The organism is Polaromonas sp. LjRoot131 (genome assembly GCF_964252805.1).
Lineage (GTDB): Bacteria > Pseudomonadota > Gammaproteobacteria > Burkholderiales > Burkholderiaceae_C > Polaromonas.
The window spans coordinates 1,244,206-1,267,029 of record NZ_CAXUPF020000001.1 but is presented as its reverse complement, the minus strand read 5'-3'; the positions used below and the strand labels follow the sequence as shown (position 1 = coordinate 1,267,029).

General features: G+C 65.4%; 26 protein-coding genes. 16 read left to right on the top strand and 10 right to left on the bottom strand.

The annotated features are described in order from the left end of the window. Positions 1-73: 73 nt before the first annotated feature. The 10 genes from ACSQ27_RS05875 (at position 74) to ACSQ27_RS05830 (ending at position 7,110) form a co-directional block, all read left to right on the top strand. Positions 74-1,006: an ABC transporter permease gene (locus tag ACSQ27_RS05875; RefSeq protein WP_436154524.1), complete on the top strand. Its 933-nt coding sequence runs from the start codon at positions 74-76 to the stop codon at positions 1,004-1,006. Between the two features lie 12 nt (positions 1,007-1,018). Further along, on the top strand, positions 1,019-1,675 hold the full coding sequence (locus ACSQ27_RS05870; protein ID WP_436154523.1) for a hypothetical protein: 657 nt from the start codon (positions 1,019-1,021) through the stop codon (positions 1,673-1,675). A 75-nt stretch (positions 1,676-1,750) separates the two neighbouring features. After that, positions 1,751-2,485, top strand: coding sequence for a GNAT family N-acetyltransferase (locus ACSQ27_RS05865; protein WP_436154522.1), 735 nt, complete (start codon positions 1,751-1,753; stop codon positions 2,483-2,485). A 71-nt stretch (positions 2,486-2,556) separates the two neighbouring features. Further along, positions 2,557-3,009: a hypothetical protein gene (locus tag ACSQ27_RS05860; RefSeq protein ID WP_436154521.1), complete on the top strand. Its 453-nt coding sequence runs from the start codon at positions 2,557-2,559 to the stop codon at positions 3,007-3,009. Positions 3,010-3,032: 23 nt separating this feature from the next. After that, on the top strand, positions 3,033-4,310 hold the full coding sequence (locus ACSQ27_RS05855; protein WP_436154520.1) for an amidohydrolase family protein: 1,278 nt from the start codon (positions 3,033-3,035) through the stop codon (positions 4,308-4,310). A gap of 79 nt (positions 4,311-4,389) precedes the next feature. Beyond that, the gene (locus ACSQ27_RS05850) at positions 4,390-5,139 is read left to right on the top strand and encodes a 2-keto-4-pentenoate hydratase (RefSeq protein WP_436154519.1); all 750 of its coding nucleotides are present in this window, start codon (positions 4,390-4,392) and stop codon (positions 5,137-5,139) included. A 37-nt stretch (positions 5,140-5,176) separates the two neighbouring features. Continuing rightward, positions 5,177-5,386 carry a hypothetical protein gene (locus tag ACSQ27_RS05845; protein ID WP_436154518.1) on the top strand — a complete coding sequence of 70 codons (210 nt, stop codon included), beginning with the start codon at positions 5,177-5,179 and terminating at the stop codon, positions 5,384-5,386. A 45-nt stretch (positions 5,387-5,431) separates the two neighbouring features. Continuing rightward, positions 5,432-5,680, top strand: coding sequence for a hypothetical protein (locus ACSQ27_RS05840; protein ID WP_436154517.1), 249 nt, complete (start codon positions 5,432-5,434; stop codon positions 5,678-5,680). A 454-nt stretch (positions 5,681-6,134) separates the two neighbouring features. Further along, positions 6,135-6,407, top strand: a complete 273-nt coding sequence (locus ACSQ27_RS05835; RefSeq protein WP_436154516.1) for a YkvA family protein — start codon at positions 6,135-6,137, stop codon at positions 6,405-6,407. A gap of 25 nt (positions 6,408-6,432) precedes the next feature. Then, entirely contained in the window at positions 6,433-7,110 is a 678-nt protein-coding gene (locus ACSQ27_RS05830) for an alpha/beta family hydrolase (protein ID WP_436154515.1), read from the top strand. 30 nt (positions 7,111-7,140) lie between these two features. Here the strand turns inward: ACSQ27_RS05830 and ACSQ27_RS05825 are convergent, their stop codons facing one another. Together ACSQ27_RS05825 and ACSQ27_RS05820 are read right to left on the bottom strand one after the other, a co-directional pair. Next, complete coding sequence (locus ACSQ27_RS05825) at positions 7,141-8,562, bottom strand: DUF2867 domain-containing protein (protein WP_436154514.1); 1,422 nt, start codon at positions 8,560-8,562, stop codon at positions 7,141-7,143. 20 nt (positions 8,563-8,582) lie between these two features. Continuing rightward, a complete protein-coding gene (locus ACSQ27_RS05820; RefSeq protein ID WP_436154513.1) occupies positions 8,583-8,906 on the bottom strand; it encodes a metalloregulator ArsR/SmtB family transcription factor in 324 nt (107 codons plus the stop codon). A gap of 146 nt (positions 8,907-9,052) precedes the next feature. Here ACSQ27_RS05820 and ACSQ27_RS05815 point away from each other — a divergent pair, with 146 nt between their 5' ends. The 3 genes from ACSQ27_RS05815 to ACSQ27_RS05805 all read left to right on the top strand — a co-directional run bounded on the left by ACSQ27_RS05815 (position 9,053) and on the right by ACSQ27_RS05805 (position 11,734). After that, positions 9,053-9,508: an EVE domain-containing protein gene (locus ACSQ27_RS05815; protein ID WP_436154512.1), complete on the top strand. Its 456-nt coding sequence runs from the start codon at positions 9,053-9,055 to the stop codon at positions 9,506-9,508. 457 nt (positions 9,509-9,965) lie between these two features. Continuing rightward, positions 9,966-11,051, top strand: a complete 1,086-nt coding sequence (locus tag ACSQ27_RS05810) for a Bug family tripartite tricarboxylate transporter substrate binding protein (protein WP_436154511.1) — start codon at positions 9,966-9,968, stop codon at positions 11,049-11,051. Positions 11,052-11,251: 200 nt separating this feature from the next. Continuing rightward, complete coding sequence (locus ACSQ27_RS05805) at positions 11,252-11,734, top strand: hypothetical protein (protein WP_436154510.1); 483 nt, start codon at positions 11,252-11,254, stop codon at positions 11,732-11,734. Positions 11,735-11,749: 15 nt separating this feature from the next. On the opposite strand, the gene ACSQ27_RS05800 is transcribed toward ACSQ27_RS05805, so the two are convergent. The 6 genes from ACSQ27_RS05800 to ACSQ27_RS05775 form a co-directional block, all read right to left on the bottom strand. Next, positions 11,750-13,495, bottom strand: a complete 1,746-nt coding sequence (locus ACSQ27_RS05800) for a protein kinase domain-containing protein (protein WP_436154509.1) — start codon at positions 13,493-13,495, stop codon at positions 11,750-11,752. Positions 13,496-13,559: 64 nt separating this feature from the next. Continuing rightward, the gene (locus ACSQ27_RS05795) at positions 13,560-14,372 is read right to left on the bottom strand and encodes a formate/nitrite transporter family protein (RefSeq protein ID WP_436154508.1); all 813 of its coding nucleotides are present in this window, start codon (positions 14,370-14,372) and stop codon (positions 13,560-13,562) included. Between the two features lie 320 nt (positions 14,373-14,692). Next, the gene (locus tag ACSQ27_RS05790) at positions 14,693-15,097 is read right to left on the bottom strand and encodes a cupin domain-containing protein (RefSeq protein ID WP_436154507.1); all 405 of its coding nucleotides are present in this window, start codon (positions 15,095-15,097) and stop codon (positions 14,693-14,695) included. Between the two features lie 255 nt (positions 15,098-15,352). After that, positions 15,353-16,108, bottom strand: a complete 756-nt coding sequence (locus ACSQ27_RS05785; RefSeq protein WP_436154506.1) for an SDR family oxidoreductase — start codon at positions 16,106-16,108, stop codon at positions 15,353-15,355. A 149-nt stretch (positions 16,109-16,257) separates the two neighbouring features. After that, positions 16,258-17,172 carry a ketopantoate reductase family protein gene (locus ACSQ27_RS05780; protein ID WP_436154505.1) on the bottom strand — a complete coding sequence of 305 codons (915 nt, stop codon included), beginning with the start codon at positions 17,170-17,172 and terminating at the stop codon, positions 16,258-16,260. 86 nt (positions 17,173-17,258) lie between these two features. Further along, positions 17,259-18,188 (bottom strand): LysR substrate-binding domain-containing protein, encoded by a 930-nt coding sequence (locus ACSQ27_RS05775; protein ID WP_436154504.1) that lies wholly within the window; start codon positions 18,186-18,188, stop codon positions 17,259-17,261. A 108-nt stretch (positions 18,189-18,296) separates the two neighbouring features. Here ACSQ27_RS05775 and ACSQ27_RS05770 point away from each other — a divergent pair, with 108 nt between their 5' ends. Both ACSQ27_RS05770 and ACSQ27_RS05765 read left to right on the top strand, forming a co-directional pair. Further along, complete coding sequence (locus ACSQ27_RS05770) at positions 18,297-18,941, top strand: NADPH-dependent F420 reductase (protein WP_436154503.1); 645 nt, start codon at positions 18,297-18,299, stop codon at positions 18,939-18,941. Between the two features lie 258 nt (positions 18,942-19,199). Next, positions 19,200-19,874, top strand: a complete 675-nt coding sequence (locus ACSQ27_RS05765) for a porin family protein (RefSeq protein WP_436154502.1) — start codon at positions 19,200-19,202, stop codon at positions 19,872-19,874. Positions 19,875-19,916: 42 nt separating this feature from the next. Here ACSQ27_RS05765 and ACSQ27_RS05760 read toward each other — a convergent pair whose 3' ends face one another. Then, positions 19,917-21,236 carry an ATP-binding protein gene (locus tag ACSQ27_RS05760; RefSeq protein ID WP_436154501.1) on the bottom strand — a complete coding sequence of 440 codons (1,320 nt, stop codon included), beginning with the start codon at positions 21,234-21,236 and terminating at the stop codon, positions 19,917-19,919. Beyond that, entirely contained in the window at positions 21,233-21,982 is a 750-nt protein-coding gene (gene ompR / locus ACSQ27_RS05755; RefSeq protein ID WP_436154500.1) for an osmolarity response regulator transcription factor OmpR, read from the bottom strand. Before ompR ends, ACSQ27_RS05760 begins: the two co-directional genes overlap by 4 nt. A gap of 291 nt (positions 21,983-22,273) precedes the next feature. Here ompR and ACSQ27_RS05750 point away from each other — a divergent pair, with 291 nt between their 5' ends. Next, positions 22,274-22,807 (top strand): hypothetical protein, encoded by a 534-nt coding sequence (locus ACSQ27_RS05750; RefSeq protein WP_436154499.1) that lies wholly within the window; start codon positions 22,274-22,276, stop codon positions 22,805-22,807. The last annotated feature ends 17 nt before the right edge of the window (positions 22,808-22,824 follow it).

Below are 22,824 nucleotides of genomic sequence, written 5' to 3'. Positions count from 1 at the left end.
CCTCAACACCGCAGCCGGCCCCCACCCCTGCCCTCCCCCAGCGGGGGAGGGAGTTTACCCACGGAGGCCTGCCATGTCTGACCTTCTGGACATCCTCACAGCCGCCCCCTTCTGGATCGCGGTATTACGCATCGCCACCCCGCTGATTCTCGGCACCCTGGGCGTGCTGCTCTGCGAGCGCGCCGGCGTGCTCAACCTCGGCATCGAGGGCATCATGGTCGCGGGCGCCTTCAGCGGCTGGCTGGCCGTGTACGCTGGCGCGCCGCTGTGGCTGGGCGTGGCCGTGGCGGCGCTGACCGGCGCCATCTTCGGGCTGCTGCACGCCTTCCTCACCGTGGGCCTGGCGCTGTCGCAGCACGTCGCCGGCCTGGGCATCACCCTGCTGGCCACCTCGCTCAGCTACTACGGCTACCGTGTGAGTTTCCCCAAGGTCGACACGCCGCCCACGGTCACGCCCTTCGCGCCCATGCACTGGCTGGACGGCACGGGTCTGGACATCCTGGCCGCGCAGACCCCGCTCACCTTGCTGGCCCTGGCCCTGGTGCCGCTGGTCGCCTGGCTGCTGTACCGCACGCCGGCCGGCCTGGCGATACGCATGGTCGGCGAGAACCCGCAGGCCGCCGAAGGCCAGGGCGTCTCCGTCGCGGCCACGCGCACCACGGCCATCGTCGCAGGCTCGGCCCTCATGGGCGTGGCCGGCTCCTTCCTCACGCTCTCGGCCTTCAACGCCTTTTTCTTCAACATGGTCAACGGCCGCGGCTGGGTCTGTGTGGCCCTGGTGGTGTTCGCCTCCTGGCGGCCCGGCAAGGCGCTGCTGGGCGCCCTGCTGTTCGCGTTTTTCGACGCGCTGCAGCTGCGCCTGCAGACCTCGGGCCTGGTCAACGTGCCTTATCAGGTGTATTTGATGCTGCCCTACCTGCTGTCCATCCTCGCGCTGGTGCTGGTGGCGCGCAAGGCGGCGTATCCTCAGGCGCTGATGAAACCGTATCGCAAGGGAGAGCGCTGATAAACATGCACCATGGGTAGCCTCAAAGATTCTGACTTCATGGAATCGGAAACCACAAATTCCCAACCGGATGAGGCCGTAGCCCAGTCACGACAAGTCGTGCTGCGCCAGTTCGGGCTGGCTGTGCTGCAGCTCCAGCAATATGAGCTACTGCTGAAAGATCTAATCATTCACTCGGAATATATTGGCCCGACTGATACAGCGGTAACTCAAAGAGAACAGCGATCCGGGAAGGTCAAATCAATGACCTTGGGCGGCCTTGTCACCGAGGCATCCAAGTCGCTGATCCGAACAACGCCCTTTGAAGATGTCGAACTCCCTGCCGACAAGCTCTGCGTGCGCGTCCGTATCGGCTTTCAATTTAGCCCGGAAGACGGCGCGCTCATACTGGCAGAGTTAAAGCAATTGATTGAATTACGCAATGGGCTCGTCCATCACTTCATGGAGCGATTCGATCTTTTTAGCGTTGAGGGTTGCAACGCCGCGTCTATCTATCTGGACGAGAGCTGCGCCACCATTAAAACGGCTCATGCTCGATTGACTGGATGGGCAAAGGACGCACAACAGTTGCAACAGGAAACAATAACGCTCTTTCAGTCCGAATCATTCAGGAATGCCATAAAGTCCCAGCTAGGTCTTCCGACCGGAGCCACCGATGACCCAACCTGACTTGATCCTCCGCAACGCCAGTTTTCCCGATGGCCGCGCTGCCCAGAACGTTGCGAACCGAAAGAGTGCCCACTGATGCGCAGCCGCCAGCCGGAAAGCGCCGACCCGGCCTTCCTCAACGAAAAAACCGCCCGCAAACAAGCGGAGCGGCAACTCCTGCAGGACGCCCTGGCCGGCGGCCTCGAAGCCGCACCCATAGCGTGGACACCCGGCAGCGCCGCCGCCATCGCACCGGCCTTGCTGGCCAGCCCGCGCCTGCGGCTGCGCCCGTGGCAGGACGCCGACCGCGAACCGTTTGCCGCCATGACGGCCGATACCGAGGTCATGCGCCACTTTCCGGCGGTGCTCACGCGTGAGCAAAGCGACGCCTGGATAGACCGCATGAGCCGCAAGATCAGCGAGCGCGGCTGGGGACTTTGGGCCCTGGACTACCTCGCCGAAGGCGCGCCGGCGCCGCAATTCGCCGGTTTCACCGGCCTCAACATTCCAGACCCGCAGTTTCCGATCGGCCCTTGTGTGGAAGTGGGCTGGCGGCTCTCGCGGCGTTTCTGGGGCCTGGGCCTGGCCAGCGAGGCAGGCCGTATGGCCTTGCGTGCCGGCTTCGAATCCCTGGGCCTGGAAGAGATCGTCGCGATGACGACGCTGCGCAACACCCGCTCGCGCGCCGTCATGCAGCGCCTGGGCATGCAGGAAAGCCCTGCGGACGAATTCGACCACTGGGCTTATCCCACGGACAGCCTGGAACGCCGCTGCTGTGTGTACCGCCTGTCTCGTGCACACTGGGCCGCGAACCCGCAAAATCGCAGCTGAAAGGCCCACGCCATGTTAGACCTCCTCGTCACCCACGCCTTGATGAAGCCGTATCGCAAGGGTCAACGCTCATGACAAGGACCCCACCAGGTGCGCTGCTGGCGGCCTTGCTGGCGCTGGCCTGCGCCAACGTGCAAGCACTCGGCAGCAACTACAGCTACGACACCTTCAAGACACCCGACGCCGTCAGCTGGGTACAGATGTGCGGGACATGGGGCAATGACAAGCAGGGCACCTATCGCGTTCTGCACGCCGACCAGTACGCACAATCCTTTCTGTATGTTCAGTGGATGACACGCGACGCCAACGGCAGCCTGCATGCCGAGCACACGGTGGGGATTACGGAGATGAACAACGACCATTCGGAGATCGCGCTCAGCGGCCTCACTTGCCGCGCAACGACGAGCGGCATCGTGCTCACGGCGCGCGCCGCCTCGGGGCATGACGACAAGCTGCGCCGCATCACCATCGAAGTCGGCCCCGCCACCGGCCAGTACCGCTACCGTGCGCAGCGCGCTCGCTGACACCCCACACAAGGCCCACTGCCATGCTCGACCTCCTCATCACCCACGCCACCCTGCCCGACGGCCGCGGCAACATGTCCGTCGCCGTGCAAAACGGCAATATCACCGCCGTCCAGGCAGGCCTGCAGGCACCCGCCAAGGAAACCCTGGACGCCGGCGGTTACCTGCTCAGCCCACCCTTCGTAGACCCCCACTTCCACATGGACGCCACGCTGAGCTACGGCCTGCCGCGCGTCAATGAAAGCGGCACGCTGCTCGAAGGCATCGCCTTGTGGGGAGAGCTCAAACCGCTGCTCAAGGCCGAGGCCATCATCGAACGCGCCCTCGCCTACTGCGACTGGGCCGTCGCCAAAGGCCTGCTGGCCATCCGCAGCCACGTCGACACCAGCGATGCCAGCCTGCTGGCGGTCGACGCCCTGCTGGAGGTGAAGAAACAGGTCGCGCCTTATATCGACCTGCAACTGGTCGCCTTCCCGCAGGATGGCGTGCTGCGAACGCCAGGCGGCGTCGACAACCTCAAGCGTGCACTCGACAAAGGCGTGGACGTGGTCGGCGGTATCCCTCACTTTGAACGCACCATGGCCGACGGCGCCGCCAGCGTCAAGCTGCTCTGCGAGATCGCCGCCGAGCGCGGCCTGCTGGTCGACATGCACTGCGACGAATCCGACGACCCGCTGTCGCGCCACATCGAAACCCTGGCGTATGAAACCCAGCGCCTCGGCCTGCAAGGCCGCGCCAACGGCAGCCATTGCACCTCGATGCACAGCATGGACAACTACTACGTCTCCAAGCTGCTGCCCCTGATCGCCGAAAGCGGCGTCAGCGTAATCGCCAACCCCCTGATCAACATCACCCTGCAGGGCCGCCACGACAGCTACCCCAAACGCCGCGGCATGACCCGCGTGCCCGAACTCATGGCCGCCGGCGTCAACGTCGCCTTCGGCCACGACTGCGTGATGGACCCCTGGTACGGCATGGGCAGCGCCGACATGCTGGAAGTCGCCCACATGGGCCTGCACGTGGCGCAGATGACCAGCCAGAAAGGCATACGCCAGTGTTTTGACGCGGTGACGGTCAATGCCGCCAAGGTCATGCACCTGCAGGGCTACGGCCTGGACGTGGGTTGCGATGCGAGTTTTGTGCTGCTGCAGGCGCGGGATGCGGTGGAGGCGATACGCTTGCGGGCGAATCGCTTGAAGGTATGGAAGAAGGGAACGCTGCTGGCGCAGACGCCCGAGGTCTCTGCGCAACTGTCGCTGCCGGGCCGGCCGGCCGCGACTGGTTTTAGGGCTCTTCGATAGGGCCGGCGCCACGCTCGAATCTTCAAGGTAAAAGTGCAAAACGTCACTTTTACCTTGAAGAAATCAGACAGCGATCCGCATGAATCCCCAACAAGCCGCGCAACAACTGATCGCCGCCCGAACCGGCGGTCCCCCCGTACCCTGGCGCGGCATCGTCCCCGCTGACCGCGCCGGCGCCTACGCGATCCAGGACGCGACGCTCGCCGCCATTGGCCCCATCGCCGGCTGGAAGGTAGGCGCCAAAAATTCGCAGGCCGAACCGCATTGCGCACCGCTTCCCGCATCAGGCATCCACGCCTCGGGCGTCACACTCAGAGGCCCCGCCTGGCGATGGCGCTGTGTCGAGGTCGAAGTCGCCTTCCGGCTGGGCCGGGATCTGGACCCTCAAGGCAAGCTGCTGGCTCCCGCCGAACTGGCCGACGCCTTTGATGCGGTGCTGCCGGTGATGGAAGTCGTGGAAAGCCGGCTGCTGGAGGGGCACATCGCCGACCCGCTGGCCCAACTGGCCGACCTGCAATGCCACGGCGCCCTAGTGCTGGGCAACCCGTCGGCGCTGGTGCCCGCGCGAGTTGACCTGCGCACGGTAGAGGCATCCCTGAGTTTTGGTTCAACATCCGCGGCCCATACCATCGGCGGCAATCCGGCGCAAGACGTCTGGCGCCTGCTATCGTGGCTGGCGCTGCACTGTGCCGAACGCGGCCAGCCGCTGAGTGCAGGCCAGATCGTGACCACCGGGTCCTGTACCGGCCTGCTCAACGCTCCCATGGATGCGACCGTGCGTGGTGACATAGCGGGAGTCGGCGCGGTAGAGTTGCGTTTTAAACCCTAAGTGCAGGTCACCAGTAGAACCAATCAAGAGCTATTTCATGAATTCATCCATTGCCCACGCCGAGCTCATCGCCACTTACCGGAAGGCGGAGGCAGAGGCTGCCTACAAATTCGGCTTGATCAAAACCGTTGCAGCCAAAGGCCCCAAGGCAATCCAGATGGCCGTCGAGACCGCGGAAAAAGCCGCCAAACGCCGGGATGCCTATGCCAAAAAGCTCGCGGCGCTCAAGGTGGATATCAAGGATTAGCCGCACCCTTTGCGGATAATCGGGATTTGGAAAGAAAGAAACCCGATGAACCCAGAACCAGAAGAAGCCGAAGAAGCGGAAGAGCCGGAACCGATCGAGGAATACGTCCCCGGCGTCGCGAACGGCAGGCACTACATGGCCAGGCTGCGCCATCTCCCCGACGGTCCCTGGTACATCGACGTGGTGCATATTGAGTCGCTGCCGCCCTTGCACGACAGCGACGACAGGACCTGGCCCACACGCGATGAGGCTGTCCAGGCGGCCAACAAGCTGGTGGCGGATCTGGCGCACTGACTTCCTCTCACTCCTTCCCCCGCTGGGGGAAGGCAGGGATGGGGGCTACCGGCCTCCAATCCAAAGCTGCGGTGTGATCAAACGCCGCGGGCCCCCATCCCAACCTTCCCCCAAAGGGGGAAGGAGCAAGAGGACCTGGCCCACACGCGATGAGGCTGTCCAGGCGGCCAACAAGCTGGTGGCGGATCTGGCGCACTGACTTCCTCTCACTCCTTCCCCCGCTGGGGGAAGGCAGGGATGGGGGCTACCGGCCTCCAATCCAAAGCTGCGGTGTGATCAAACGCCGCGGGCCCCCATCCCAACCTTCCCCCAAAGGGGGAAGGAGCAAGAAAGAACAAGCCGCACGCCGCCGCGAATGTAACGCCCTGTCAGGTCCCTTGCAGCCCAGGCAAGCAGCACCATCTGGATGCCAGCGGCCCGCCGGGCTTGCACCTTCTTCACCCAAGGAGTATTCATGTTCAAACGCCTGACTTTGCTCTGGGTCCTGGTACGCGGCGATGCACGGCGGCTGTGGACGGCCCTGCGCCACCCCCAAGCGCCCGCCTGGCTGAAATGGGGTACAGCGGCGATTGCGCTCTACCTGTTCTCACCGATTGATCTCATCCCCGACATCCTGCCCGTTATCGGCATAACCGACGACCTGGTGCTGGTTCCGCTGGCGATCCGCTGGCTGCTGAATCGCCTGCCGCCCGGGATCGCCGATCCTGCGGTAAAACCCCAGAAATGAATGCAGCCCGGCACGCTTTCCCTTGATGTCGACACGCCCCATTCCACTGACCATTCCGCTTCCCTCCGGCGGAAGCATTTCCGGCCTGCTGCAGACGCCGGCCGGCGTTAAGGCCTGCTACGTGTTTGCCCACGGCGCCGGCGCGGACATGGACCACGCTTTCATGGCGTCCATCGCCCAGGGGCTTGCGGAACGCGGCATCGCCAGCTTGCGTTTCAATTTCCCGTTCATGGAACAAGGCTCGAAACGCCCGGACTCTCCCGCCGTTGCGCATGCCGCCATTCGGGCGGCGGTCGCCGAAGCCGCGCAGCATATGCCTGCCGGGGTACCGCTGTTTGCCGGCGGCAAGTCCTACGGCGGGCGCATGAGCACGCAGGCGCAGGCGGCTGAGCCCTTGCCCGCAGTGAAGGGCCTTGTGCTCGTGGGTTTTCCGCTACACCCGGCCGGCAAACCGTCCACCGAACGCGCCGCGCACCTGGCGGGCGTCAAGCTGCCCATGCTCTTTCTGCAAGGCACGCGCGATGCCCTCGCCGACCTGGACCTGGTCACGCAGACCACGGCAAGCCTCGGCAAAAAGGCAAGCCTGCACATCGTGGACGGCGCCGACCACGCCTTCCATGTGCTCGTGCGTTCAGGCCGCACCGATGAGCAGGTGCGCGAGGAACTGCTGGACACCATGGCCGCGTGGATGACTGAGCGCTAGCGGCACAACAGGGTCACCAGCGCCCTGATGTCAGGCCGTCACCAGCTTGGCGGGTACGGCCGACTCTTTCTCCTGCACCACCGCATATTCCACCGCCAGCCGCAGCATCGTCGGCGTGACGTAGTGGCGGTGCACATAGTCGATCGCTGCCATGTAAAAGCGGCCAAAGAAATTCTTGCAGTGCACCCGGGTACCCAGCATGACGTCGACATGGTGCTTGTCGACGATTTCCACACTCACGCAGGACCTGAACAACAAATGTTTGTCATTGGCGCCCAGGATGACCTGCGCCTTGGTGTCGGTGGCATTGGTGTTTTGATCGAGCACCGGATAACGGTTGGCGAACATGTTGCTGGTGTCCGGCGACAACAGCGAGGACACCGGGCAGCCCAGGGGCGAGGTGCGCAGGCCCAGGGGCTTGACCAGCACGTTGCGCAGCGCCATGAGGTTGGACACACCGCTGGGCGCATTGAGCAAAAAGCCTTCCAGAACCGCGGCCAGCAAATTCGTGGCGCTGGTGTGCCCGAAGTTGGTACCGGTCACACGCAGGCGGAAGGTGTCTTCATGGTGGACACGCAGTTCCGCCAGTTGCTGAAGCAGCAGGGAATCGGCCGGCGGGCTGCTGAGCTCCGTCACGCTTCGGGCGGAGCCACCATGCGACAGAAAGCCCGAGGCACCTTTCCACGATCCCCACAAACCGCGCAACACACCCGCGCCGCTGCGCACGGTGTTGCAGACCACGCGATGGAAGGTTCCGGGCGGCGCGTCGAGCGACAGCGTAGTGGTCGGCACGGCATCGGCCTTGAAGTCTTTCGCCTCAAGCAGCGCTTTCACCGCATCGGGCAGCAACTCCGTCAATGAGGGGATGCTCGCCTTGTTGGCCAGCACATCTTCCTTCAAAGCCTCCGACAAATTGCCTCCCAACTCATTGGTATGGCAAGACAAGGCAAAAAACACCGGGTGCAAAGAGTTTCGCGAAAGCGGAGAAAACTGGTGCCAGGTTTCACCGCCAAAACGCACGGTGAACAGGCAGTCCGGCGGTATGTTCACAAAGCGCAGCGCGCGCATGAAGTTGTGCGGGTCTTCCTGGATTTGCTGTTCCGACGCACTCGAGAAGCGCAACTGGGCCCCGCCGCTGCCCGACACCGCCGTGAAGATGCGGTGCCCCGCATGGCGGTGAAACGGATGGCCCTTGGGCCCCACGACAAATGAATACAGCGAGGTGGCGTCACCTTTGGCGAAATTGGTCCCGCCCAGCTTGGCCGAAGGCTCATCGAGTTCATCGACAAATGCACTGTGCTGGCGCTGCCGGGAGGCCACACTGGCAAACAGATGGTTGCCGGCACCGTGGCCGATCTGCGCAATCAAGGACACCTCGACGGCCAGGCCGCCCGATTCGGATGGAATGCGAACCGACGGAAACGTTTCAATCACCTGTGTGAGATTCAGCATGAGTCCCTCTCTCCTTTTTGTTACCTGGCTTTTTGTGTTTTGGCCGCGACACGCTCCCGCTTCAGGGGCCGCGCGACCGGGCAAAGTTCAAAGGCATAGCCCGTGAGGCTGTTGACGAGGCTGTCGCCGTTGAGCTTGTAGAGCACAAACTGGCCGCTGCGCTCGCTGGTCACGAGGCCGGCGTTTTCGAGCACCGACAGATGGCGCGAAACAGCCGGCGTGCTCATGGCAAAGCGCTCGGCCAGCTCGGTGGTGCTGAGCTCTTTCTCGGTGAGGTAGGCCAGGATCTGGCGCCTGGGGCCCGAGGCGAGCGCTTCAAAGATTTTGTCGAGGGAGGCAGCCATCTGTTTACTTATTAACTTATTTGTTAATTACTTTAGTCAAGAGCTTCTGCAGTGTCAAGCGGCTATCGCTGCCGGATCGGCTTTTCTTTGCCCGGTTGATCCGCTAAGCTTTGCTCCGTCCCCATATCAGGCATCAAGGCCACCCCATGACAAGCTACTGGCTCATGAAATCCGAACCCGAAGAGTGCTCCGTCGACGACGCGCTCGCGGCGAAAAATTCGACAGTCCCCTGGGTCGGTGTGCGCAACTACCAGGCGCGCAACTTCATGCGTGACGGGATGAAGGTCGGGGATGGCGTGCTGTTCTACCACTCGAGCTGTGCCGAGCCGGGCATTGTCGGCATCGCGCGTGTGGCGTCCACGGCCTACCCTGACCCTACGCAGTTCGACGCCAAGTCGCCCTACTACGACCCCAAGTCCAAGCGCGAGGAGCCGCGCTGGCTGCTGGTGGATGTACAGGTGACGAAAAAGATTCCCAACATCACCTTGCCCGAGCTGCGCGCTCGGCCTGAGTTGGAAGACCTGATCATCCTGCGCAAGGGCAACCGGCTGTCGATCACGCCGGTGGAGCCCAGGCACTGGAAGGCAATCGTCGGGCGATAGCCGGCGCTAAGCCCTTAGTTCTCTGCGCTTGGGCACGGCGCATACCAATGGTTGAAGGCGCAAAAAACCAATGCCGCCCAATACCCTGACCCGCGTGACAAACACACAACAGCGCGGCCGCCGCCCAATTCATCACTGTCATTCCTGACACCAGCATCCTGCGCCGCCAGCGCCTGCATTTCGTCTGTATGCGTAGCGTCTTGCGGCGCCCCGCTCCTCCCCGTCCCCGCCCTTTGTGTCCCCCCAACCCTGTCAACCCTGACAGGTTGACCGTTGCACGGGCCGCTCAACACAATGATTTGGACAAACAAGGGGCGGGACAACAAGAGGGGGAGCGGTGAACTGCCCGCAGCACTGGCTGCGGGCATGGCCAGGCGGCATGCCGGGGATCGGCATGCCGCCCCACTTGTCCTGAGTCCCATGGCGGTTTTTTCTTCACTCCAACAGAGGGCTTCTCATGACACGACTTCTCTCACGGCGCGCACTGGTGGTGCAGGCGGCTTTGCTGGCGGCGGCATCGCCGGCGGCCTTTGGCCAGGCCAATCCCCCATCCTCTCAAGGCAACGCGGCCAGCGGCAAGCTCGCGGTCGCCAAGCCGGCGGCCGCGCGGCCTGCCGCCGCGGCGGCGCCTGTGGCGATCGAGTGGCCGACCAAGCCGATACGCCTGCTGATCGGTTTCCCGCCGGGCTCGGTGCAGGACTTGTCGGCGCGCTCCATCAGCGAGCAGCTGTCCAAGACGCTGGGCCAGCCGGTGATTGTGGAGAACAAGCCCGGCGCCTCGGGCATCATCGCCGCCGACCAGGTGGCCAAGGCGACCGACCTGCACACCTTCGGCGTGATGAACAACAGCCAGCTGACGATTGCCAAGCTGCTGAACCCGATGGCGCCTTACGACCCGGCCGTTGATTTGGCGCCGATCGCGCTGATCGGCACGACGCCCATGGTGATGGTGGTGAGCAACTTCGCGCAGGGCGCCACGCCGCAGGAGTGGCTGACCTGGCTGCGCAACCAGGGCGACAAGGCCAACTACGGCTCGCCGGGCGCGGGCACGCCGGGCCACCTGGGCATGGAGCTGATCAAGAGCCGCAGTGGCGGCCTGGGCGTGATGCACGTGCCCTACCCCGGCAACCCGCAGATCATCACCGCCATGCTGGGCGGCCAGTTGCAGGCGGCGCTGCTGCCGCCGGGCCTGGCGATGCAGCAGGTGAAGGCCGGCAAGATGAAAGTCATAGGCGTGACCTCGGAGCAGCGCAGCATGCTGGTGCCCGAGCTGCCCACCATGCGCGAAGTCGGCATCATGGGCGCGGACATGGAACTCTTCACCGCGCTGGCGGGCCCGGCCTCGCTGCCGGCCGCGATCCGCGACAAGCTGGGCGCGGCGGTGATCGACGTGCTCAAGACCGGCGACACGCGCCAGCGGCTGATCACGGTGGGCTGGCAGCCGGCGCCCTCCACGGCCGAGGGCCTGCGCACGCGCATGCGCGCGGACACGCGCAACCTGGGCGGCATCATCATGCTGCGGGGCATACGGGCCGACAGCTGAGCGGCCGCTGAACGGGGCAAGGCTTTCGCGCCTTCGCCCCACCCTCTCTCCATCCTCTGAATGCGCCGGCCCGCGAGCCGGAACCGGCCGCTGCGGCTGTGGTTTACTCTGCCTTTACCGAAGCACTACCTGCCGGACGCGCCAGCGTCTTGAAAATAGGCGGGGCGCGCAAGGCCGCGCGTCAACCACAGGAAGAGGACATGCATATTTCATCGGCACACTGGCGAACAGGCGCCGCGGCCCTGCTGCTGGCGGGCCTGGCTTGCACCAGCCATGCCCAGTACAACACCGGCGGCGCACGCGCCCATCGCCCCGGCGAAGCCCAGGCGGAGGGCCCGCAGGCGCCGCGCATCCAGTCGCGCTGGGAGCAGGTCAGCCGCCGGCTGTTTGACCTGCGGGTGGCGTTACAGATCACAAAAGAACAAGGCCCGGCCTGGGAGAATTTCCGGGGGCGTTTCCTGGACATGGCGACCAGCGGCCCGGCCGGCATGCGCATCGTGGACGAACAAACCGCGAAAGACGCCTTCCAGTACCTGCTGGCCGACGCGCAACGGCGCTCCAACATGCTGGCCACGCTGGACGCGACCGCGCAGGTCTTGCTGGCCCAGTTCAGCCCGGAACAGCTGCAGATCGCGGACCGGGCGCTGCCCGGGCTGCTGGCGGACTATGGCGGCATCCGCTAAGCAGTAAGCCGAGTCTTACCCGCTGGTGGACTTCAGCGCCACCAGCACCACCACGACCACCGCCAGGATCAGGGACACACCGCGCCAGAAGGCCACGGGGTTTCGCTCCAGCAGCGGCTGGCGTGTCTTGTGCAGGAAGGCCCGCCCGGGGTGGCGCAGGTCGTGGACAAACTCCGACAGCTCGCCGTAGCGCTTGGCCGGATTGGGATGCACGGCCTTGCGCAGCACCTCGTCGATCCAGGCCGGAATCTCGCGGTCTTCGTAGAGCACCGAGTCATAACGCAGCTTGTCCTGCGCGGAACGCGTGCGGCATTTCGCCACCTCGGCGCCATAGGGCAGCTTGCCGGTCAGCATCTGGTAGGTGATGACGCCGAGCGAAAAAAGGTCTGAGCGCGGGGTGCCGCCCTCGCCCAGGAAATACTCGGGCGCCGAATACTGGGCCGTGCCCAGGATGTCGTTGTGCCCACCAGGTGTGTCGGCCTCCACCAGGCCGGCCACGCGGGTGGCGCCGAAGTCGATGATCTTCGCGGTGCCGGTGGCGTCGATCATGATGTTCTCGGGCCGCAGGTCCTGGTGCAGCATCTCGTGCCGGTGGAAGGCGCGCAGGCCCTTGGCGATCTGCTCGACCAGGCCGCGCACCACCTCCAGGCTGGGCCGGGGGTTGTCGATCATCCACTGGCGCAGCGTCTGCCCGTCGATGTATTCGGTGGCCACATACACATAGTGGCGCTTGCGCGTCGGCATATAAGGCTTGAGCACATGGGCGCTGTTGATGCGCCGGGCGATCCACTCTTCCGTCAAGAAGCGCTCCAGGTAGGCCGGGACGCCGCCCAGGTCTATGGACGGCGTCTTGAGGATGACCAGCGCGCCGGTGTCGTTGTCGGTGGCCAGGTAGATGTGGCTGCGGCTGCTGCCCTGCACTTCGCGGACGATGGTGTAGCCGTCAAACACCGTCCTGGCCTCGAGGATGGGGGGGAGCGGCAGGCCTGAGAGCTGCTGCACCATCTCGCCGGCTTCGCGCCGGGGCAGCGCATCGACGCGCACGAGCTGGACCGTGAGGTTGTCCTCGCTACCGCGCTGAAAGGCTTTGTCGACAATGGCTTTCGCGGCGGCTTCCAGGCCTTCGGGCGCATCGGCGCCGCCGCGGATGATGGCGGCCATGTCGTGCTCGCTGACGTGTTCGTACACGCCGTCGGTGGCCAGCAAGAAGATGTCGCCCTGCTCCACCGGCTGGGTCTGGTAGTCGATCTCCAGCTGGGGCTTGAAGCCCAGCGCGCGGCCCAGGTAGCTCTGGCCCTGGGCAATCCACACGCGGTGGTCGTTCGTCAACTGCTCCAGCGCCTTGCCGCGCAGGCGGTAAATGCGTGAATCACCGACATGAAAAATATGCGCGGTGGTCGACTTGATGACCATAGCGCTCAGGGTGCACACATAGCCTTTGTCGCTGTCGTAGCGATATTGGCTTCTCTGCGTCTGCGCATGCAGCCAGGAGTTGGTGGCGCTCAGGATGCGCTCGGCCGAGGTCTTGACCGACCAGGCTTCCGAGGTGCAGAAATAGTCTTCCAGGAAACCGCTGACGGCGTACTGGCTGGCCACGTCGCTGACGGCGCTGCTGCCGATGCCGTCAGCCAGCGCAATGGCAATGCCCTTGGCGCTCAGCTGCGGCTCCACCGGCACGTAGATGCCGTGGAAATCCTGGTTGGTCTCCTTGCGGCCCTTGTCCGAATACTGGCCTGCCGATATCTTCAGTTCAGGGGACATAAGGGGGTACCGGCAAAGCCCTCACGCATTCGTGCATGCACGAGGGCTTTGTACTTGAAGCGGATTATTTGATGGAACGTGTGGGTCCGGTTTTAATGTGCGTGGCGTACAAGGTCAAGCCCGTGAAGGCCAGGCCGCCCACAAGGTTGCCCAGCACCGTCGGGATTTCGTTCCAGATCAGGTAGTCCATGATGGTGAAATGCGCACCCAGCAACAGGCCGGAGGGGAACAGGAACATGTTCACGATGGAGTGCTCGAACACCATGTAGAAGAACAGCATGATGGGCATCCACATCGCGATCACCTTGCCGCTGACCTGGGTGGAGATCATCGCACCGACCACGCCGGCCGACACCATCCAGTTGCACAGCATGCCGCGCACGAACAGCGTGAGCATGCCGTTCGCACCGTACTTCTGGTAGCCCAGCGTGCGGTTCTCACCCACCACGCCTATGGCCTTGCCCACCGCGCTGGGCTCGGTGGAAAAGCCGTTGGTGACATAGATGGCCATCATCACGGCCACCGTGAAGGCGCCCAGGAAGTTGCCGGTGAAGACCAGGCCCCAGTTGCGCAGCACGCCCTTCAGCGTCACGCCCGGGCGCTTGTCGATCAAGGCCAGCGGGCACAGCACGAACACGCCCGTCAGCAGGTCGAAGCCGAACAGGTAGAGCATGACAAAACCCACCGGGAACAGCACGGCGCCCAGCAGGGGCTGGCCGGTCTGCACATTGATGGTGACCGCGAACCAGGCCGCCAGGGCCAGGATGGCGCCGGCCATGTAGGCCCGGATAACGGTGTCGCGGGTGGACATGAAGATCTTGGACTCCCCCGCGTCCACCATCTTGGTCACAAATTCCGAAGGCACTAAATACGCCATGCGATCCTCTTGTCTGTAGTTGTGGGCCTCAAAAGGCCAAAAAAAATCCACCCCCAGGCGCCCCCAAAAAATGGGAGGCTGGAAGTGGACGCCGTTATCCATTAAATCCGCCGGGCAGCGGCCCGCGGGCCACGCCATGCCCAGCCGTCATTAGCCGGACGGATAGGTCAAAGCAACTACTGTGCCGTGGGGAATGCGGGTGGAAACCGGCCTTTCTGCCCCGCCATGCGACGGCGGCAGGCGCGCATTGCCCCAAATGCGTGCACCGGGCCGCGGCGGGCTCGACATTTTGGTGCCTGCGGCCCGGCCGGGACCGGTGGCTACTTGACCAGTTCCAGCACCTCGGCTTTTTTCTTCTTGAGCAGCAGCACCAGGAATTTCGCGGGCTGGGTGCTGCTGGCGTTGCGGCCCACGGTGTGGATGTCCTTGGGGCCTTCATAAAAGCTCTGGCCGGCGGTCAGCGTGACTTCCTTGCCGCCCTTGACCTGCATCACGATGGAGCCTTCGAGCACATAGACAAAGGCGTGCGCAAGATGGCGATGCACCGGGTCGGCCGCGCCGGGGGCGTAGTCGACGGTGATCATCAGGCCTTCCTTGCCGGGCATGTCCGGCAGGTCTTGCGCCATCACCGGCGTGACACGCACGCCTTCGGGGCCGGCGGCCAGGGCCGGCTGGGCGAGCAAGGCGGCGCTTGCGAGGAACAGGGAGGTGCAGATATTTTTCATGGTGGGGCTTTCACAGGGTTGTTTGATGCGGCTCGGAATTGAGGCACCTGCCTTTAAGACGATTCAGGGCGCCGGTTTGTGACCGAGTCTTGCCCCTTCCCCCGTTGGGGGAAGGTGGGGATGGGGGCCTCGCGGCCATCGATTGCCTGGCGGGCGTGGAACAGGGAAACCGGGGAGCCCCCATCCCAGCCTTCCCCCAGAGGGGGAAGGAGTGACTGCGCTTAGCCTTCCCTAGAGGAGGAAGAGTGGCCGCGCTTATTTCGCGGCTTGCGACCTGGCGAACCAGTCCTCAAACCGCACCGTGCCCAGGCGTGCCTTGCCAACAGGCACCAGGGTGTCGTCCTTGAGCTCGGCGCCGAAGTAGCGTGCCTGCGGGTCGGCGACGACCTTGCGCGGGTCATTGCTTGCGGTCAGGAAGCGCTGGACGAGGTCCGAAAGGCGAACCTTTTCCGGGCCGGCGATCTCGACCGTGCCGTTGACCGGCGCGCCCAGCGTGAAGTCGGCCATCGCGGCGGCCACGTCGTCGGACGCGATAGGTTGCACAAAGGCCGGCGACAGGCGGACGATCTGCCCCTCGGTGCCCGACTGCGCGATGCCGCCCAGGAACTCCATGAACTGGGTGGAGTGGACGATGGTGTACGGGATGCTGGCGGCCCGGATGAGTTTTTCCTGCGCGATCTTGCCGCGGAAATAACCGCTTTCCACAAGCTTGTCGGTGCCGACGACTGAAAGAGCGATGTGGTGCGTGACACCGGCGGCCGCTTCGGCCGCGAGCAGGTTGCGGCCCGAAGTTTCAAAAAATTCCAGCACGGCCTTGTCCTCAAACGAGGGCGAGTTGGCCACGTCGACCACCACCTGGGTGCCTGCCAGGACTTCCGCCAGCCCTTGGCCGGTAAGGGTGTTGACGCCCGACGCCGGGGATGCGGCCACGGCCTCATGGCCGCGCTGGCGAAGGATGTTGACGAGTTTGGATCCGATGAGGCCTGAGCCTCCGATGACGACGATTTTCATATGTGCACTTTCTGGTCCAGGGTGGAAGGTTAAGCGGCTCGAAATTGAGTACCACCTGCCTCTATGACGATTGACGCTGCCGGTTTGTGACGCCTGCGCCCTGCCCTTGCCATTTCTCTTGCACCTTCTCCCTCTGGTCTCCCGCTGAGTCAGGCTGCCGCGGCCTTGCCTTCGAGCAGCTTGACCATAGACCACAACACTCGATTGGCCGGCACGGCCACCCCCAGCGCGTCACCGCGTTTGACGATCAGGCCGTTGAGGTAGTCGATCTCCGTGGGCTTGCCGCGCGCCAGGTCTTGCGCGGTGGAGGCATATTGATTCGGCATGCTGGCGGCCAGCTTTTCGACGGCGGTGTGCACGTCGCCGGCCACCTGCACGCCTTCGGCCTTGGCCACGGCCAGGCACTCGGCGACCACGTCGCGCATCACGTCCACGACGCCCACGCCCTGCACTGTCTTGCCGTAAGGCAGCTGGGCGATGGCCGAGACGGCGTTGTAGGCGCAGTTGAGGATGAGTTTGGCCCACAGCGCGCCGCGCACATTGGCGGAGATCTCGGTGGGCACGCCGGCCGCGACCAGGGCTTGCGCGGCGTTGTCGCTGCGGGCTGAAGGCTCGATGACCAGGTCGCCGCGGCCGTGGTGCTTGAGGTGGCCGGGGCCGGCCATTTCGGTCGCAACATAGACCACGGCGGCGGCCACCGCGGTGCCAGGCAGCACCGCGCGCAGGCGGTCGGCGTTGTCCACGCCGTTTTGCAGACACAGCACCAGGGTGTCGGCCGCGAGATGCGGCCGTATCAGCGCGCCGGCCGATTCGGTATCGGTGGACTTGACGCAGAACAGCACCAGGTCGGCGCCCTTGACGGCGGCCGGGTCGCTGCTGGCGGCCAGGCGCACGTGTTCATCGAACATGCGGGTTTCCATGCGCAGGCCGTCGCGTTCAATCGCCTCCACATGCTGGGGCCGCGCGATCAGCACGACCTCATGCCCGGCACGCGCCAGCATGCCGCCGAAATAACAACCGACGGCGCCTGCGCCCATCACGGCGACTTTGAGGGATTGGGTCATGGAGAGCTGCCTTCCGCTTGGCGGGAGATGTGAAGACAGCGATTGTGTTGCAAGTCCGCCGTGTCTGCTGGCGGCGGGAGGCAAACCTAAGCAAGGCTGCCGGCAAAGCGCCGGGCCAGTTGCTCACGCTCGAAGGCCTCCGCCACAAAGTCGATGAAGACACGCGTCTTGGCGGGCATCTGGCTGCGCGTGGCGTAATAAATCGAAATGGCGCCGGCATCCACATACCAGCGCGGCAGAAGCCTGACGAGTTCGCCGCGTTCCAGTTGCGGCAGCACGTCGGGCAGGGCCAGCAAGGTCACGCCCAAGCCCATCAGCGCCGCTGAGCGCATGGCCGTGGGGTCGTTCACCAGCACCGACTCGGCCTGGGCGGCCGGCATTTCGACGCCGGCCGTGTCGCGCATCACCCACTGGCGAAGCCGGCCGGTGGCGCTGGAACGCATGACGATGCCGCTGAGCCCGGCCAGGCCTGCGGGGTCGGTGGGCGACGGGCGGCCGGCCATGTAAGCGGGCGAAGCCACGGCGATCAAATGAATCGGCGCCAGGGGGCGCGACACCACGCCGGGCGCCAATTCGAAACCGCCGCCTATGGCAGCGTCATAGCCTTCGGCGATCAGGTCGACCGGGCGATTCTCGAAATACCAGTCGGGGCGCACCAGTGGGTAGCGATCCAGGAAGGCCGGCAGCAGCGGCAGTATGTGTTCGACGCCAAAGGTCGGCGACATGCTGACCTTGAGCGTGCCGGCGGGCGCGCCGCTGTCATCGGCAAGCGCCGCGATGGCGGACTGCAGCGCGTCGAGGTTGCCGGCGATGGAGACCAGGAAACGCTCTCCGGCTTCGGTCAGCGTGAGCTTGCGCGTGGAGCGCTGGAACAGGCGCACGCCGAGGTTGCGCTCCAGCATCGCGACATTGCGGCTGACGGCCGCGGGCGTCAGCGCCAGGCGCCGCGCCGCTTCCGAGAAGCTGCGGCTTTCGGCGCTGCGCACAAAGGATTCGAGGTTGGCCAGGGTTTCCATCGTCGCATCTTAAAGTAATGCTTGAAGATAATTCAAGCCATTACCGGCTTATCAAAAGGCAATCAAAATCCCATCATTCACCCCATCAACAACCCAAGGAGTGAATTCATGTCTACCCCCGTCAACACCGTCAACACCGTCAACACCGTCAACACCCCCAGCATCGGCATCATCGGTTCCGGCGCCATCGGCTCGGCCATCGCCGCCATCCTGGCCCGCCACGGCATCCCCGCCACCCTCTCGAACAGCCGCGGCCCCGGCTCGCTCAAGGAACTGGTGCACGGCCTTCCCGGCATCACGGCCGGCACGCGTGAAGAGGCGGCCGCCAAAGACATCGTGTTTGTCGCCGTCAACTGGGGCCGCCTGCCGACCGCGCTGGCCGGCCTGCCCGATTTCGGCGGCCGCATCGTCATCGACACCAACAACCCGATCGAGGCGCCATTGTTCAAGCCCGCCGAACTGAACGGCCGCCTCTCGAGCGAAATAGTCGCGGACCTGGTGCCCGGTGCGCGCGTGGTGAAGGCCTTTAACCACCTGGCGGCCGCGCTGCTGGCCACCGACCCGGCCGACCGGGGCGGCAAGCGCGTGATGTTTTATTCAGGCGACGACGCGGCCGCCAAGGCCACCGTGGCCGCGCTGATAGCCCGGCTCGGCTTCTCGGGCATAGACCTGGGCGCACTGGCCGTGGGGGCGCGCCTGGCGCAGTTCCCGGGCGGCCCGCTGCCGATTCTCAACCTCGTGCATTTCGCGTAAGGGCCGCCGGCCCGGGCCGGCCTGACCCGTCGCTGACGGAACAGGCCCGCCAATGCGGAGCGATGCGGTGCACTGCGTAAAGTCACAATTTTTTTACCGTTGGTTTACCGGCGCTAGACCGCCGCTATACCGGGCCATCGCTCAATGGCGAGGCGCAGGGTCCTGCGCGGCCTGGGTTGAACAACGGGATGCACCTATTGCCCGCCCAGGCAGGTCTGAAGTTGCCGGTGCCATGCGCCGGCTTTTTCCGGAGAAATCATGAAGTTCACCTATTCATCCAAACTGTTGTGGCTGTCCACCGCCGCGCTGTCGCTGGGCGCCGCATTGGCGCAACCGGCACAGGCGGCGCCGCTGGCGGCGGGCTCACAGGATGTTTACCTCGGCGGCAATATCGCCGCCAGCCGCGCGTCCGGCCTGGGCGGCAGCATCGACGGCGCGCTGGGCAGCCAGGGCCTGGCCAGCAGCACCTCGACCGGCACACCGGGCACCACAGGCGGCCTGCGGCTGGGCTACCGCCTTAACCCCAACCTGGCCGTCGAGGCCAGCTATGACCGCATAGGCTCGACCGACCTGCAGTCCGCCATCGCATCGCCGGCGGCGGACAGCGCTTCGGGCACCTGGAAGGCGCACGGCTTCGGCCTGCATGTGCTGGGCATCGCGCCCCTGGACAACCAATGGTCGCTCTACGGGCGCGCCGGCGTCGAGCAGTGGCACACCTCGCTGGACACGGCCTCGGCCACCGGCAGCACCCCCAATGTGTCGACGACAGGCTCCAACACCTCGCTGGCGCTGGGCGCCGGTGTCGCCTATGCCATCTCATCGAATGTGGATGCCACGGCTGAGCTGGTGCATTACAACCGCGTCGGCACCTCCGCCACCGGTTCCAGCGCGGTGAACCAGGTCAACTTCGGCCTGCGCTACCACTTCCTCTGACGCGAATCCCGGGCCGGGCATGCCGTCCGGCCCGCCAGCCCTTCAGGCTATCGGCAAGGTGATACGGGCGCACAGCCCGCCGCCGTCAGCCGGCAGCAGCGACAGCGTCCCGCCGTGGGCGCGCACCAGGCGGTCCACGATGGCCAGTCCCAGGCCGGCGCCGGCCGGGCCGCCGCGCGTGCCTTCGGCGCGGCGAAAAGGCTGCTTCAGCGCCTCGGCCTGTTCGGGCGGAATGCCGGGGCCCGCGTCGGTGACCTCTATCCAGACAAAACCATCTTGCACGCCTGTGGCCATGGCCACGGGCGGCCGGCCGTGGCGCCAGGCGTTTTCAACGAGGTTGGCCAGCACGCGCCGCATGGCGCGCGGGCGCAGCAAAACGGCCGGCGGCCCGCCGGCCCGCAGCGCCACCGGCATGCCCTGCGCGGCCGAGGCGGCGGCGACTTCAGCCGCCAGCGCATCCATGGCCACCGGCGACGGGGCTTCACCATCGGTACTGCGGGCGAAATCGAGGAACTGGCCGATGATGGCGTCCATCTCCTCGACGCCGCGGGTCATGCGGGCCATCGTTTCCTCATCGGCCTTGTCGCGCAGGATTTCGATGCCCAGGCGCAGCTTGGTCAGCGGCGTGCGCAGGTCGTGCGACACCCCGGCCAGCATCAGCGTGCGCTCGTCGTCGGCCTGGGCCAGGCTGCGCACCATCTGGTTGAAGCTGCGGCTCAAGTCAGCGATTTCCGTGGGGCCGTCTTCGGGCAAGGGCTGGGGGCTGGCGCCGCCGGCCAACGTGTGCGCCGACGCCATCACGCGGCGCAGGGGCCGGTTCAGGTAACGGTGAATCAGCAGCGCACCCAGCAAGGCCAGCAGCGCGCTGGTGAGCGAGGCGACGACCCAGGCGCCGGTGAATTCACGCGACGGCAGCACGCCGGGCAAGGTGACCCAATGGTCGGCGCCGTCCAGGCGCAGGCGCACCGCCAGGCTGCCACCGGCTTCGCGGCGCCAGATGATTTCAGAGCCCTCGCCTTCCAGCGCGATGCCGCGTGAGGCTTCGTTGACGAAGCGCCGCTCAAGCCGGCTCAGGCGCAAGCCTTGGCCGCGGCCGTCACCCGCGTCGTCTTCATCCGCCACGCCCTGCATGGCGCGGCGGTTGAACTGCGCCACAAAGGCCTCGCGTTGCGCGGGCGGCAGCGCGGCCAGGCCAGCGCGGATGGCGCCGACATTGCGCACCACCGCCACCGACAACTGCGCCAGCCGGGGTTTGATGATCAGCTGGCGCACCAGCAGCGCGCTGGCCAGTTGGCCAGCGACGATGAGCACCACGATCAGCAGCACGTTGCGGCCGAACAGGCTGCGCGGAAACAGCGTCATGGCTTGGCCGCCTTGCCGTGTTTTGCCGTGCCGCCGTCCGGCACAAACACATAACCGACGCCCCACACGGTCTGGATGTGGGCGGGCTGCGATGGGTCGGCCTCTATGAGCTTGCGCAGGCGCATGACCTGCACGTCGATGCTGCGGTCGGTGGCTTCGTGGTCGCGGCCATACGCCAGCTCGATCAGCCGGTCGCGGCCCAGCGGCCGGTTGGGGTGCAGGGCCAGCGCCTGCAGCAGGCTGAATTCACCGGTGGTGAGCGGCAGGTCTTCGCCGTTTTTTTCGAGCCGGCGCGCTTCCAGCTTCAGGGTGTAAGCGCCAAAGCGCACCGTGCCCTGGCCGGGCAGCGGGCCGCTGTGCGCGCCCAGCATGCGCTGGCGGCGCACCAGCGCCTGGATGCGGGCCAGCAGCTCGCGCGGGTTGAAAGGCTTGGGCAGGTAATCGTCGGCGCCCATCTCCAGGCCGACGATGCGGTCCACCGGGTCGCCGCGGGCGGTGAGCATGACGATGGGAATGGTTTCGCCCTGCGCGCGCAGCCGGCGGCACACCGCCAGGCCGTCTTCGCCCGGCATCATGACGTCGAGCACCAGCACGTCGAAACGCTCGCGCGCCAGCAGGGTGTCCAGGGTTTTGGCGTCTTCCAGCGTGCGCACGGCATAACCCTGGTCGCTCAGGTAGCGCTGCAGCAGGCTGCGCAGGTCGGCCTCGTCGTCGACCACCAGGACCCGGGCCAATGCCTCGCTCATGGCGGGGGGCCTGCCTGCAAAAGCGCGTTGGAATCCAGCATCAGAAACATCCCATTGCAAGAAAGATGCCCCATGGTAGCGGCCCGCGCCGGGCCGTCCGCCCGGCAAATCATGACAAACGATGACAAAGCCGCGCTTTGTTCATGCCTTGTCATCAAGAGGCCGGCGCCAGCCATGATTGGCTCACATCTGGCGGCCACAGTGGCGTCACGGCGCTGCGATACATGCAAGACAGATTCCAGCGGCGCCGGAAGTCCCACGCAAAGCACGTCAACCTTCAAGGAACCCGCCATGAAAACCACGCTTTCCACCACCGCCCTGACATGCGCCCTGCTGACCGCGGGTTTCGCCGCCGCTGACGCCGAAGCGGCCAGCCGCAGCGTGGTGCGGACCCATGCCGCCGGCAGCGCCACTGCTACCAAGGCCGTCACCCGCCAGGGCCCACAGGGCGGCACACGGGTGCGCAACCGCAGCACCACCACCGACGGGCAAGGCAATGCCAGCACCGTGGGCAGCGCCTCGACCACGGGCCCTAACGGCGCCACTGCCGTGCGCAACAGCCAGGCCAGCCGCAGCGCGGACGGCTCCACCCAACGCAGCGGCAGCTTTGCCGCCAGCGGCGCCAAAGGCAGCGTGGAAAGCAGCGGCGGCAGCAGCAAAACCGCCGACGGCAGCGTCAACGCCAGCCGCAATACCAGTGCCACCAGCGCCGCCACCGGCAACAGCGTTCAAAGCACGGCCTCCTATAACCAGGCCACCGGCGTCACCCGCAGCACGACCTGCTATGACGCCAGCGGCGCCAGCATGAGCTGCCCGTCGCGCTAAGCGGGCCCCCTTCACAT

What these genes read in the sequence shown, in the direction of transcription:
- ACSQ27_RS05875 (WP_436154524.1), top strand. Translation starts at nt 74, where the DNA reads ATGTCTGACCTTCTGGACATCCTCACAGCCGCCCCCTTCTGGATCGCG.
- ACSQ27_RS05835 (WP_436154516.1), top strand. Translation starts at nt 6,135, where the DNA reads ATGTTCAAACGCCTGACTTTGCTCTGGGTCCTGGTACGCGGCGATGCA.
- ACSQ27_RS05770 (WP_436154503.1), top strand. Translation starts at nt 18,297, where the DNA reads ATGTCTACCCCCGTCAACACCGTCAACACCGTCAACACCGTCAACACC.
- ACSQ27_RS05810 (WP_436154511.1), top strand. Translation starts at nt 9,966, where the DNA reads ATGACACGACTTCTCTCACGGCGCGCACTGGTGGTGCAGGCGGCTTTG.
- ACSQ27_RS05780 (WP_436154505.1), bottom strand. Translation starts at nt 17,172, where the DNA reads ATGACCCAATCCCTCAAAGTCGCCGTGATGGGCGCAGGCGCCGTCGGT.
- ACSQ27_RS05860 (WP_436154521.1), top strand. Translation starts at nt 2,557, where the DNA reads ATGACAAGGACCCCACCAGGTGCGCTGCTGGCGGCCTTGCTGGCGCTG.
- ACSQ27_RS05795 (WP_436154508.1), bottom strand. Translation starts at nt 14,372, where the DNA reads ATGGCGTATTTAGTGCCTTCGGAATTTGTGACCAAGATGGTGGACGCG.
- ACSQ27_RS05775 (WP_436154504.1), bottom strand. Translation starts at nt 18,188, where the DNA reads ATGGAAACCCTGGCCAACCTCGAATCCTTTGTGCGCAGCGCCGAAAGC.
- ACSQ27_RS05750 (WP_436154499.1), top strand. Translation starts at nt 22,274, where the DNA reads ATGAAAACCACGCTTTCCACCACCGCCCTGACATGCGCCCTGCTGACC.
- ACSQ27_RS05870 (WP_436154523.1), top strand. Translation starts at nt 1,019, where the DNA reads ATGGGTAGCCTCAAAGATTCTGACTTCATGGAATCGGAAACCACAAAT.
- ACSQ27_RS05820 (WP_436154513.1), bottom strand. Translation starts at nt 8,906, where the DNA reads ATGGCTGCCTCCCTCGACAAAATCTTTGAAGCGCTCGCCTCGGGCCCC.
- ACSQ27_RS05840 (WP_436154517.1), top strand. Translation starts at nt 5,432, where the DNA reads ATGAACCCAGAACCAGAAGAAGCCGAAGAAGCGGAAGAGCCGGAACCG.
- ACSQ27_RS05855 (WP_436154520.1), top strand. Translation starts at nt 3,033, where the DNA reads ATGCTCGACCTCCTCATCACCCACGCCACCCTGCCCGACGGCCGCGGC.
- ACSQ27_RS05765 (WP_436154502.1), top strand. Translation starts at nt 19,200, where the DNA reads ATGAAGTTCACCTATTCATCCAAACTGTTGTGGCTGTCCACCGCCGCG.
- ACSQ27_RS05785 (WP_436154506.1), bottom strand. Translation starts at nt 16,108, where the DNA reads ATGAAAATCGTCGTCATCGGAGGCTCAGGCCTCATCGGATCCAAACTC.
- ACSQ27_RS05865 (WP_436154522.1), top strand. Translation starts at nt 1,751, where the DNA reads ATGCGCAGCCGCCAGCCGGAAAGCGCCGACCCGGCCTTCCTCAACGAA.
- ACSQ27_RS05805 (WP_436154510.1), top strand. Translation starts at nt 11,252, where the DNA reads ATGCATATTTCATCGGCACACTGGCGAACAGGCGCCGCGGCCCTGCTG.
- ompR (WP_436154500.1), bottom strand. Translation starts at nt 21,982, where the DNA reads ATGAGCGAGGCATTGGCCCGGGTCCTGGTGGTCGACGACGAGGCCGAC.
- ACSQ27_RS05800 (WP_436154509.1), bottom strand. Translation starts at nt 13,495, where the DNA reads ATGTCCCCTGAACTGAAGATATCGGCAGGCCAGTATTCGGACAAGGGC.
- ACSQ27_RS05760 (WP_436154501.1), bottom strand. Translation starts at nt 21,236, where the DNA reads ATGACGCTGTTTCCGCGCAGCCTGTTCGGCCGCAACGTGCTGCTGATC.
- ACSQ27_RS05790 (WP_436154507.1), bottom strand. Translation starts at nt 15,097, where the DNA reads ATGAAAAATATCTGCACCTCCCTGTTCCTCGCAAGCGCCGCCTTGCTC.
- ACSQ27_RS05830 (WP_436154515.1), top strand. Translation starts at nt 6,433, where the DNA reads ATGTCGACACGCCCCATTCCACTGACCATTCCGCTTCCCTCCGGCGGA.
- ACSQ27_RS05815 (WP_436154512.1), top strand. Translation starts at nt 9,053, where the DNA reads ATGACAAGCTACTGGCTCATGAAATCCGAACCCGAAGAGTGCTCCGTC.
- ACSQ27_RS05850 (WP_436154519.1), top strand. Translation starts at nt 4,390, where the DNA reads ATGAATCCCCAACAAGCCGCGCAACAACTGATCGCCGCCCGAACCGGC.
- ACSQ27_RS05845 (WP_436154518.1), top strand. Translation starts at nt 5,177, where the DNA reads ATGAATTCATCCATTGCCCACGCCGAGCTCATCGCCACTTACCGGAAG.
- ACSQ27_RS05825 (WP_436154514.1), bottom strand. Translation starts at nt 8,562, where the DNA reads ATGCTGAATCTCACACAGGTGATTGAAACGTTTCCGTCGGTTCGCATT.